Annotated in this window: 5 protein-coding genes; all 5 read right to left on the reverse strand. The window is 58.3% G+C overall.

The genetic code is table 11. The annotated features are described in order from the left end of the window. Positions 1-25: 25 nt before the first annotated feature. The 5 genes from NB063_RS15380 to NB063_RS15400 all read right to left on the reverse strand — a co-directional run bounded on the left by NB063_RS15380 (position 26) and on the right by NB063_RS15400 (position 12,294). On the reverse strand, positions 26-1,636 hold the full coding sequence (locus NB063_RS15380; RefSeq protein ID WP_250929618.1) for a DUF4332 domain-containing protein: 1,611 nt from the start codon (positions 1,634-1,636) through the stop codon (positions 26-28). Positions 1,637-1,716: 80 nt separating this feature from the next. After that, positions 1,717-2,022, reverse strand: coding sequence for a hypothetical protein (locus NB063_RS15385; protein ID WP_250929619.1), 306 nt, complete (start codon positions 2,020-2,022; stop codon positions 1,717-1,719). 464 nt (positions 2,023-2,486) lie between these two features. After that, a complete protein-coding gene (locus NB063_RS15390) occupies positions 2,487-4,280 on the reverse strand; it encodes a sigma-70 family RNA polymerase sigma factor (protein ID WP_250929620.1) in 1,794 nt (597 codons plus the stop codon). Positions 4,281-4,546: 266 nt separating this feature from the next. Next, complete coding sequence (gene dnaG / locus NB063_RS15395) at positions 4,547-6,643, reverse strand: DNA primase (RefSeq protein WP_407652645.1); 2,097 nt, start codon at positions 6,641-6,643, stop codon at positions 4,547-4,549. 992 nt (positions 6,644-7,635) lie between these two features. Continuing rightward, positions 7,636-12,294, reverse strand: coding sequence for a VWA domain-containing protein (locus tag NB063_RS15400; protein ID WP_250929622.1), 4,659 nt, complete (start codon positions 12,292-12,294; stop codon positions 7,636-7,638). Positions 12,295-12,343: the final 49 nt, after the last annotated feature.

Below are 12,343 nucleotides of genomic sequence, written 5' to 3' on the forward strand. Positions count from 1 at the left end.
ACCGTCGGAAATCCATCGGGGGATCTTAGGCGGCGCGGGACGATTGGTTTTGTGCCGGGTCGCTATTGACGGTATTCATGCGGGCGACCGCCCGTTTTTGCCGAACCATCGCGAGTGCCGCTTCGCCGATCCAGGTGTCGATGCGGTCGCGATCGGGCGGTTCGGCGCCGCGTAAATAGCGTCGACCTGAGTAGGTTGATGCGTACTCCTGGATCGCTTGAGAAAGCGCTTCGACGTTCGACTTTGCGATGCTGTCAGCGGTCGTGAAACCCGAACCGACGAGGAGTTGGGTCTCGCGGGCCAACATGTCGGGCAATTGACACATCAAGATCGCCTGACAACGCCATGCGCGAAGCGTGTCGTGGGTGATCCAGCGGGTGGCGAGTTTCGCGGCGAGATCCACCGGATCGGCTGCCAAAAAGTCTCCGACCGAGTGAATCCCGAGCTTGGCGAACCGTGCAGCGGTCTTGGATCCGATCGACGGAGCGTCCACGAGTGGATCTTCGACACGCAATCGGACGTTTTCCGACTGCGGAGAAACAAATGGGATCGTGATCGGTGCCGAATCGGTCTCGTCGCGTTGTGGAGTCGCTGTTGCCTGAATGGTTGGTTTGTTGATCTTTTTGACGTCCGCGTCGCCCTCTTGCAGGATTTGGATCGTCGAGCCAGTTTGACGCTCGGCCCGGAGCCGATTGTATTCACGCTCTTTCGTATAAATGTGCCGCACCTTTTCCATGACTCGCAGCTCGCTGGGCAGGTTTTTGCTCAGTGTTCCGGTCGCTTCGAATTCGTCGATCAGTGCGGTGATCTTTTTTTGTTCGATTTTGTGTTCAATCCGCCGGATCCAGTGTTGGTGCGGCGTCCGGATGCCGGCTAACACGATTGCCAGAGTCGTCCCCTGTTGCGGGATCGGTTGGTTGCGGGATGATTCCGCCTCGAGAGCGGCTCGTTCGATCACGCGTGCCCAGCCTGTGACGCACAACCCGATCAGCTGCGCGAGGCATCCTCGGGAAACGCTGTCGAGGCCCGCCGGTGGGTTGCTGCGGCCGGCCTTGAGATCGTAGTGGTTGAGGAGAGTTTCGTAGTGTTGGTGGGCGACGCGGGCCGAGGACAAAATCGCCTCGCCGAGCCATCCGGGGCTGTCCGACAGTTGAAAAACGATTCGCGAAGGATCATTTTGCCACTGGGCGAAAAGGGCCGGGTAGGATTTCGTGACGCTCCACTCGATCGGCCGGTGCAGAACCTTCTCGACGGGAGTTTGTGCCGTGTGCAGCGGCTGAATCGGGTCGGTGAAGTAGTGGCTCAGGACTCCCGCGGCATGGGCGGCGTCGCTCCAACGATTCGTCCGCATGTAGCGTTGCAGCCGGTCATACCACTGGTGGGCTACCCGAGGTGCCCCTCCCCAGTACCCGTCATCGACGTGGATGACGTGGTTTTGGAAATCCCGAAATCGCACGTCAGGATCTTTGGCACCCGCCAAATAGCGGTGATGGTGCCGAAGGAGATGCCCAACGAATCGCTCGCCAGCGGGGGTCCCGACGAGCGGTATTGCGTCGATGGCAAAATGGTGGTGCGTGCTGCGGCAGTGGGCAGCACGCAGGATCGAAAGCAGCAGATTGGTTGACGTTTTAGTCACCGGTATTACTCCGTAAACGGATATTGCCGATGAATTTCGGCGTTGTCATCGAATCGCTGGTTCGCGAAGGCGATAGCGATTTAGGCCGCGCGCTTGGTAGAGGTCACTTTGGAAACCTTCACCCCGTAGGCAGCTGCCTGACGTGCCAGCCGGTTTCGCAATGAGCGTCCGATCTGGCCGCCGTCCAGGGAGTCATAGTGCAGGACCCGCTGCGTGAAGCCTTCCCGACTGAGCGGTCGGAAGACGCAGTGGCCGACCGGAGGCGGCACCTCACCGTAAAGTGATTGCAGCCGAAAGGCATGATCTTTTTCTGCAACTGCGTAGTAGAGGTCGTAAAGTTGGTCGACGGTGAACGAGGTAACGTCGACGAGAGGTCCAATGGCCACGGGAGCATCCTTGCTTGGAACGATTGAGAGGGACCAGACGAGTGGAGTATTTCACACCCAGCTTCGTACTGGCAAGATGGAAATTTGAGTACGTGAACGACGAGCGGACTGCTTAATCGGCAAAGTTTACCGAGCGGCGCAGACGAAACCGTATTTCTAGGTAAGTTCCAATCCTCCTATGAGACGGATTGTGCCGAACAATAGCGAATAGCCGGCGCGGTCAACCAAGTGGAGGACCCGACGCCAGGCCGAAGAGGTCGGTTCATTGATTCGTCGTGGTGTGGGATTGCGACATCGATCATTGGATTGAAAGCTTCTCGTAGTTGATAAAGAGACGGCGGGGCGACGTTTGGGCACGTGGCATCCGCCGTTTTTTTTTCATCACGCTGGCGTCTTGAGCCGACAGCACGTGTCAGACTCGAAACACCCATCTGATCGTTCGCTCTCCGTGTTTGGCCGCGTCGTTAGGCAGCCGGGTTGAGGTACGACGACAAACGTTCGGCACGCGAAGGGCTTTGCAGTTTCGCGACCGCTTTGGCTTCGATTTGTCGAACCCGTTCGCGAGTCACTTTGAAGATGCGTCCGCACTCTTCGAGCGTGTAGCTGTAGCCATCGACGAGGCCATAACGCAAACGAATGATTTCGCGTTCGCGGAACGTCAGCGTCTTGAGCAAATCATCGATTTTATTTCGCAACATGCCGCTGGCAGCCATGCGGACGGGGTTGTCGTTCTCGTTGTCTTGAATGAATTCACCAAAACTGCTGTCTTCGCCTTCGCCGACGGGGCGGTCGAGGCTGACGGGATGGCGGCCGATGTCCATGACGCGACGGACTTCTTCGATCGGCACTTCGGTGTCTTCGGCGATCTCTTCGTAGGTCGGCTCGCGGCGGAGGGTTTGCGTGAGGCGTTTTTGTGCCTGACGCAGTTTGCTGAGGACGTCGATCATGTGCACAGGAATGCGGATCGTACGAGCTTGGTCAGCGATCGCACGGGTGATCGCCTGGCGAATCCACCACGTCGCGTATGTGCTGAATTTAAAGCCTCGGCGATATTCGTATTTGTCGACTGCCCGCATCAAGCCGGTGTTGCCTTCTTGGATCAGGTCCAAGAAAGACAGGCCGCGGTTGCGATACTTTTTAGCGATCGAAACTACGAGCCGAAGATTACCGGCGCTGAGTTCTCGTTTGGTGGCTTCGTACTGGTCAAAGAACTTGCGGGTTCGGACCATGCGGTTGTGCAGACTTCGCGGGCTCTCTTGGGTGACGAGCATCAGTTCGCGAAGTTCCTGACGCAGGTCGGCGGCTTCGTCGCGACTGATGGCGTCCTTTCCAAGCGTGGTCAAGCGATCACGGATATAGTTCATGCGTCCCGAGATTTTCTCGAGTTGATGCAGCAGCGGAGTCACGCGGCGGCTGCGGAGGCTCAGTTCTTCGACCAGTTCGAGGCATTTGCGACGACGGCGGAGGAAACGGTTGCGGACTTCGGCTTTGAGACGCGGTGAGACGCTGCGGCGGACCAAAATTTCAAAGTCGGCTTGGTTTTGTTCGAGCAACGGCTCGAGCGTTCGCAAGTTGTGTGGCATCCGCTGCGAGATTTGTTCTTTGGTCAAGCGCTCGGTAAGCGAGACCTTGATCGTGCGATCAAACGGAAGTTCGCCGCTGTGTACTTTCTTGAGCACATCCACGGTCGCACGCATCGCGTAGTCGGTTTCGAGCAGCGAGCGACGGTACTGCTTGCGGGTGATTTCAATCTTCTTAGCCAGCGAAATTTCTTGCTCACGGGTGAGCAATGGAATCTCGGCCATTTGGCTCAAGTACATGCGGATCGGATCTTCGCTCGCCTTCGGCAGGTCGGCGGACGTACCCAGTACTGGTCCGCCGGTGTCTTCAACTCCGGTCAACTCGTCATTGGCTTCCGCGGATACTTCGTCGTCAACGTCGGCATCATCGATCGAAACTTCGAGTTCTTCGTCAAAGACACGCATCTCGCCGGAGAGGTCATCGCCTTCACGCAGGCCGGGAACATTGGGTTCGGAAGGGCGGCGTGGTTTCTTGACCGCGGCGGCCACGCGTGCTTGTTTTTCGGTTGATTCGATCAGCGAGATGCCACGCCGTTCGAGTGCGAGCAGCAATGTGTTGAGCTTCTCTGGGTTGACGTCTTCGTCGGGCAGATAAGCGTTGACCTCATCGTAAGTCAGGTAGCCGTCCTTGGCTCCACGGGCGATGAGTTGCGAGAGGTTTTGGTCCATCAATTGCATGTTTCTAACTTCGTGTTAAAAGGGTCACGTCCCATCGTAGGACGGTGAGCCCGCATCGGCTTGATTGGCATGACACCCTGCGGATGTCAGTTCGATCACTGGGAGTGACTTGCCCGAGAGCGGGAACGCTCGTGTAAGTCAACCGACGTGGGCTCGAAAGCGGGAGGGTAAAAGTGGTCAGGTTCGTTTCGAGGGAATCTCGGGGTTAAAACCTCGCGGCTCGAGTGTGGAAACAGAATTTGGTTTCGATTGGTGATCGGAGTGTGTTAACGCGGGCTGTGGCGAATGCGTTCGGCGGCGATGATCGCTTGCAGAACGGCGAGTTCTTCATCTTCGGGTAGCGTTGCCGATTCCAATTGGACGATTTTGCGTGACTTCTCTGCTTCGAATTCACGCTCATGGAACCGCGTGAGGATCGTTGCGTAACGTTCGTGTGGGCTATCAACGAGGCGATCGGCCCGACTGTCAACGCGTTGTTGTAACGTGATGATTTGGTTTTTGAGAAACTCGTTCTCGAGGAGTGTCAGCAGCGAGTCGGCGTTGAGCTCATGACCTTGCAGGTCGAGTTCTTGGTACGCCGAGAGCAACATTTTGGCGGTGGTCGATTGCAACCAATCGGGGTCGATTGCTTCGATTGCCATTGCCGCCACTTCAGGGCTCTCCAACAGCGTTTCAAACAGTTCGCGGTCCACACCGGTGAGCGGTTGCGACTGCGAATCGTCGACCCGCCGTGCCTGCGGGGCATTTCGTGAGGATGTCTGGCTGGCGTGTACCGGCATGGAATCGTCGATACCGAACATCGCCGCATCTTCCATCGCTGCCGAAGCGAACGGATCGTCGAAGCCGAAGTTCGCGTAGTCGTCTTGGTAACCCATGTCGGGTGAGCCCGCCCCGGATGAGGTCGCGCCGGGCGATGGTTGCTGTGGTGGGCGAGAGGCTTTTTCGGCGTCAGCTTTTGCCTGCTGCTGATACCGAGCCTTTTTGGATTCGCTTGCTTTTCGATCCGCCCGCAGGACTTCCAGTCGACGTGACAATCGTTCGAGCGGCAATTCAAACGTGCGGCTCATCCGCATCAGCAACTGGTCGACCTTGAGTGATGCACGGTCGTCGCTCTGTGGAACCTTCACGAACAATCCGAGCAAGGTTTCGATCGCGGAGGTGACGCGGTGGGTGTCACGTGTGAGGTCGACCCCGTCGGTCAATCGAGCGATCTTGTGGTCGACCGCATCGGGCGAGTTGGCAGCCATTTCGAGCAACGCCGATGCAGGATGGGCGGCAAGGAAATCGGCGGGGTCGGCGTTGTCGGGGAGCGTCAGGATGCGCAGATCGGCATCGGCGGTAACAAACAGTTCAAGGACTTCTTCGGCACGTCGGCGTCCTGCGTCATCGCCATCGAGAACGAGCACCACGCGGGGAGCGTACCGCTTGAGCATGCGAACGTGTTGGGCGGTTAACGCGGTGCCGAGAACGGCGACGGCGTTTTCGATGCCGGACATGCGAGTCGCCACCACGTCGGTGTAACCTTCCATGACCAACACTTCGCCCGCGGTGCGAATCGCGTCACGCGCGAGATCGAGGCCGTACAACTCGGCCGACTTGCGATAGAGAAGGGTTTCAGGCCCGTTGAAATACTTGGCCCCCGCGGTTGCTTTCCCACCCGAGGCGGCTACCGTCCGTTCGGCGATCGCGGGGATGATCCGGCCACCAAGCGAGATGACTTTGCCGTGGGCGTTGTTGATCGGAAACATCAACCGGCCGCGGAAAAAGTCGTAGCAACCATCGCTACCCGATGACTGACCCCGTGATGAGTTGCTCCGCGGCTTTGCCACGCCACAGGCCACGGCGACTTGTTCGGAATAGTTCTTACGTTTGAGCAGATTGACGGCGAAGTCCCACGAGTCGGGAGCGAAGCCGATGCGAAATCGTTGACGGTTTTCGTCGTCGATTCCACGCGATGCGAGATAGTCCCAGGCCGCTTTTGCGTCATCGGACTTGCGACCATCGAGTTGTTCGTAGTACGCCTGGGCGACCTCCTCAATCGCTGCGGCGAGAGTGGCCTTGTCGTCGGGATCACCCGGTTTAGTTTTGGGCCCTTTTCGATATTCAGGGAGCTCAATTCCGGCGCGTTCGGCGAGCATTCGCAACGCCCCGGGGAAATCAACTCCTTCCCGCTGCATCACAAAACTGAAAACATCACCGCCAATGTCGCAGACCCAGCATTTCCAAGACTGTCGTTCTTGGTTGACCGTCATCGACGGTTTGGTGTCATTATGGAAAGGACAGCGGGCGACGAAGTTGCGCCCCTGGGGACGTAGTTCGAGATCGCGACCGATGACATCAACGATGTCGGACGCGTTGCGCACTCGTTCTTTTACGTCGAAGTCCGTCTGGAATGACAAACCAGCGCTCCTGCCAGTAACGTCGTCAACAATTGAAAACGAATTCCAAAAATGGAAATGGGCTTTCGATTGTCTCCGACACGATTGCGGTGTGGCGTCTGCCCTCGTGTGAATGTGCGGATGAGAGTCAACACGAATGACGTGTTCGTCTCACCGGCCATCACGCTCAAAGCAGATGCCGTTAGTGAATCGGTCAACCTGTTCAATCACGACTGCGATTGATGCATCACCCTTCCTAAGTGACCGGCCCCGCCCGCATCATTGACAAATTCCAGAAGAGGCCGAAGCAAACTTCCTGTGCGTCGTGATACGAACGAATTGCCGAGGCAAATTTCGATTCGGTACGTCCCTGTAGCGTCGTGTCTCAACCGGGTTGGGGTGGTGTCCCGCTAGATGTCGCCGGTTAGCCGCTTCGTTACAAGCAAGACATGAGTTTGGTGACCTTTGGAATACCAGTCAATAGCAATCGAATGGCAAACTTGAGCCGAAATCGAAAAATTGCCGCCAAGATTTTTTCGCCCACAATCGCGTCGGCAAGCGTGATGGCGGCGTCATGCTGACGGCTTAAAACGACCGTTTTTCCCGTTGAGAGCGGCCCGTTCGAACGGCCGGGCAAGGACGCAGAGAATGCCGGAGCGGCAAAAACGGAGGCACCTCCAAATCAAACCTGTTCGGATTCAAAATCTCACGTCACGCCCGCGGCTTCGGCAATTCCGCCGTCTGCTCCACTCAGACTGCCAAACCACGCATCTTCAAAATGCGCCTCCGACGCAGCAGACTGCCGCAACGGCGGTGCGTTTGGGAGGAAGCAACGAGACGGGAGATGTCGTTGCCCGTCGTGTGATGGAAACGAAAAACCCTGCGGTGGTGATCTTCGGTTGAAGAATCACCGCCACAGGGTTGAGGAGTCGTCTTGATAGCGAACGCCGCAAATCCATGGGCGTCTGAGGTGTGTCTCAGTTGCCGCCACCGCCACCGCCACCACCGGTTTCACCGGTAACGAAGTTGAAGGTCGTCACGTCGCCGATCTGGATGAACTGCGGCGAAGGGCTGATCCGCACGTAACGGCGGTCCGCAGAGATAATCGCCAACGCGAACAACGAGGCACCTTCAGGGATCGTCGTAATTTCAGGTCGATACCCCACGGCTCCTTGTGGAAAGAATCCGCGGTTGTTGCCACCTTGAAAACGTGGATCGATTGACGAATCGGACGACCCGGAGTAGCTCAGCGAAGGGTAGTCCCGCAAGAACTCTTGGATGATCTCTCCGTTTGTCACTCCGCCGCCGGCATCCGGACCGGCAAATTGACCGAGGACTTCACGGCCCGCTTTGCGACCGAAGTCTTGCAGGTGGGCGAGCTGAGCTTCGGCGAGCTCTTCTTTTCGCTGGCCCGATTTGACTTCGAAGATCACCAGGGCGTTCTTTTCCATCAGCGGAACTTGCTGGCGGATGAACCTTTGGGTTGGCCGGCCGACATCAGTCAAGATTTCGACGGTCGCTTTACCCGTTGCCACGTTGCCCCAAATGCGTCGCAACATCACGCGGTATTCACCGCTGAAGCCGCGTGGGCACAAATAGGTTTCACAGACTTGACCGGTCGGGTCATCGCCCGCCCCCGGGAAGGCATCGCCGAGTAGCGTGCCGCCACCAGGACTGGTCGGTGTTTCCAACGAGCAAACGGTTCCGGCAGGTTCTTCAACGGACAGATCGATGTCGGCGTCGCCGGTCCAGCAAACCCGAACGATCACATCATGCGAAGACGCGCGACGGAGAGCTTCGCTGAAATGGGCGGCACCTTCGGTGTCTCCTTTTTCGACCAGCTCTTGATGTGTCGCACGCGCCAGCAGTCGGGCCTCTTCAACAAGCGGCTGCATTTTCTGTTGCCAGGCTTGGCCGAGCACGCCTTCGCAGGCCCATGCCAAATCTTCGGCGTTGCCGAGCCGTTTGGCCAAACGCAGTCCGGTGACGTACGGTTCACGTCGGTCGGGATCAGCTGCCGACAATTGACGGCACAATTTCATCGCAGCCGCATCGCAGCGGATCGCTTCGAGACGACCGATCACGTTCAGCACGTCTTCGGGGGTCTCGGCAAAGTCAACTGCCGACAACAACGCGCGTTCGACTTCGGAATCAGGGGCATTGGTCGCGGCAAGCGCGATCGCGTAAGCCTGATACATCCACGGTTGGATGTGTCCGGCCGATATCGCCCCACCGATCACAGCTCGAATTTCTTCGAACTTCTGACGGGCTTCGGATTCCTTGCCTGCTTCTTGCAATGACGAAGCCTTGATGTTGAGTTCACCCACCGTCGCTTTGACGCGGCGGTCCAACACGGTGAGTTGCTCTACCGAGTCGATTGCCAGGCCGGCAAAGTAGTCACGCCATCGATCTTCGAAGGACTCGCCGTCCTTGGCCGTTAAACGGATCGGGCCGTAATCGTTGGGGTCCTGGGAAAGTGCCGGTGCGGTCGCCGCGGCAGCATCCTTCGTGTGGGAAGGTTGAGCTTGAGGAGCATTCGGTTGGGGCTGACGGGCTTTGTCTTTGAGCGAGATGTCGTCAGGCACGACGAACATACCGCCGCCCATACCGCCGCCGCCCATACCGCCACCGCCCATGCCGCCCATTCCGCCGCCCATGCCGCCGCCACCCATGCCGCCGCCCATGCCGCCACCCATGCCACCGCCCATGCCACCGCCCATGCCGCCACCACCCATGGAGATCACGGGAACGACAAGGTCACCGACCGGATAAACTTTTGTGACGAGATTGGAATTGGCATCGTCTTCGGTCGTGATGTTGAGCACTTCGTCTTGGATCATGTAGGTGAGTTCCAAGTCACGCAGCATCAGACGCAAGAACGAACGTAGGGAAACGTTGTCGAGCGAAATGTCGACGGGGGTATCTTCGGTCAGACCGATCGCTTCAATCGCCGTTCGGTTGATTCGAATAGGAATGTCGTGAGCTTCCGAGAGCACGCGGATCGCTTCGTTGAGTGGCGTCTCAGGGAAACGTTGGGACGTTTCGTCGTCAAGCGACGCTTCGATTCGACGTTCGGTTTCGCTATCGCCGACCAACTCGATCGCACCATAACGTTCGATCCGGCGACGGCTGAGGCGTTGCCAAACGTCTGCATCGGGATAAACGATTGGTGGCTCATCGACGAATGGGATCGCAGATTTGAGAACCAACGAGAATGCGTCGATAAAGTTACGTTCACGCAGTTCGCGATAACGTCGGTCACGAGCATAGGTTTGCAACCAGAGAGTTTGGTCGGTCACGTGTCGGCCGAGCACGCTGTCGTCGGTGATCGTATCACCAGCGATGCGAGCGATTTCCAACGAAACGCCGCCGTCAGCCTCGGTGTATCGGCCTTCGTCGATCAACGCGTTCATTTGCGCCGACAACGTTTTCAAGCGGGCTTCTCGACGGAATGTTTCGTCGAGCAGTCGTGCCGAAGCGGTGGCACCGGCCGAGATCGCTTGCAGGTTGACCTGTTGAGCCAAGAACTCGGCTTCACGTGCCGAGGCGACTTGGATCGACGCACGCACTTCACCGATCAGTTCACGACGTAGTTGTGGGTCGATATCGGGCGTCGATTCCACGCGAGCGAGCAGACTCTTCAGACTGCCGGCAACTCCGATGGGGTCCTGGCGAATCAATCGACGGGCCTCACGCAATTGAGCTCGCACTTCGGCACGCAAACGGCCTTCGGCACGCGAACGCAAGTTGTCAACGCGGTCCATCAACTCGCCACCCGTTTCTCGCAGTTCATCGTCGCCGACGGGCATTCCGAATGCACCGCCAGGGGCGAGCATCGACGGTTGCGCGGGTGCCGTGAACGGCTGCGGTGCACCGAAAGGTTCCGCGGGGGCTGTGTCGCGGCTTGGTTGTGGATCAACGGTTGGTTCACCGACAGCACCGAATGCATCTCCGGCACCGAACGGATCGTCGGCAACCGAGGGGGCCGCCGTATTATCGGTCATCGGAGCGGCTGGCTCGGACGAACCGAATGGATCATCGCTAGATGCAGGCGCTTCTGCGGGTGCATCGAATGCGGGCTCATCGGCCATCGCATCGCCGAATGGATCCTCTGCGTCCGCGGCGGGTTCGGAACCGGCGGCCGGTTCGTCACTGCCGAATGGGTCGTCGTCCATTGCACCCCCGTCTCCGCCGAAGAGATCGTCGAACGGGTTCTCATCATTCGGGTTTTGAAGGATGAGCGTTTGTTCGGAAGGGTCCGACATCTTCAGGATGGCCTTGGCGCCTTGGTTGTTCGGGTCATCCCGGAGCGCTTGCTCGGCGACGGCTTTGGCACCGCGTTTGTTGCCTTGCTGCAACGCCATGCTGCTCGCTTCGGTTAACGCCTCGGCGCGTCGGGCGAGCATTTGCGCCGTCTCACGCAGCATCGGCGATCCGGCGGTGGGAAGCATCAAACCGCGATTGACCGAGTGCTCGGAAATCAAACCGGGCAAGAACGCCATGTCAGGATTATTTGCTTCGACTTCCCCATCGAGACCGAGGCTGATCGATCGGCCTGCGACCAAGCCGCGGATCGTCAAAGACAGTTCTTTGGTGGCCGCGGCCACGCTGCCGATCAGGATCGAATCACGATCCAATCGCAGCGGTGGATAACGGTCGCCATGTACCCAAGTCACCGAATCGGTGTCGGAATCGGCAGATGTGATTTCGTCGATCCAAATTGGGCTCATCAAAGCCGAATCGGCCACACCGCGAGCGATCACCGCTGGACCACCGACGGCAGGATCGTCACCGACAACGCCGAGGACGCCACCGGTTTGGTTTGCCAGAATCGCAATCGTTTCGAGGTTCTTGGTTGGTCCGATGGCGATCGAGTGAACGCTGATCCGGTCGGCCCGCAACGCATCGATCAATCGCTCGAAGCGAGCCGCGTTTTGAGTCGCATCGAGTGATGTCCCGTCACCGATGTAAACGATCGAGCGTGAATGGCTCTTGTCTTGTGCCGATAGTGGTGCTCGCACGTTGTCGAGAATCTTGACGAGGTTGGTGTTTCCCAATGGCAAACGCCGATCGAGTTGACGAACCGCTGTGATGACCTCGGGGGCAAGTGCCGTGGTGAATTGGTTCGTCAGGGCGAGCGAATCGACGTCAGCGGCGAACAGTTGCACGTGCGTGTTCTCACCGTCGAGGCGACGCAACAACATTTTCACTGCGGTCATCGCGTCGGTGCGGAACGCACCCACCTGGCTCGCCGATGTGTCCACCACCACGACCACGTCGGACGGCTGGTTCGTCACGGCAGCCAAGATGGCATCATCGGCTCCGGGCTGGACCGAAATTGCAATCGCCGGTGCTTCTTGCTTGCCGGTGTAGCTGACGATCCGTGCCGAGGTTGCCCCCGACAAGACGGCGTCTGAAGACGCGGCCGGTTGGTCGCCCGCTAACGCTGAGGGGCCACTGATGGCGACCGCGGAAACCGCGAACGTCAGGCAGGCCATCAGTAAAGACGAGGATTTTGCAAATTGCCAACGCTTACGCTGGTAAGGAATGTCAGGGAGGGCCGGTACGGCACGTAGCGTCATCATCGGTGGCTCGAGATGGGGAAGAGAAGTGAGGCGATACGCTCGCGATTTCATGCGAATCACTCGTAAGTTGGGACAAGGTGTGACGAGAAAGCGTGCGGAA

It is taken from the genome of Aporhodopirellula aestuarii, assembly GCF_023701485.1.
In the GTDB taxonomy this organism is placed as follows: domain Bacteria; phylum Planctomycetota; class Planctomycetia; order Pirellulales; family Pirellulaceae; genus Rhodopirellula; species Rhodopirellula aestuarii.

Bases quoted from the DNA above. Each gene is read 5' to 3' on its own strand.
- NB063_RS15390 (WP_250929620.1), bottom strand. From the start codon at position 4,280: ATGCAATTGATGGACCAAAACCTCTCGCAACTCATCGCCCGTGGAGCC.
- NB063_RS15400 (WP_250929622.1), bottom strand. From the start codon at position 12,294: ATGAAATCGCGAGCGTATCGCCTCACTTCTCTTCCCCATCTCGAGCCA.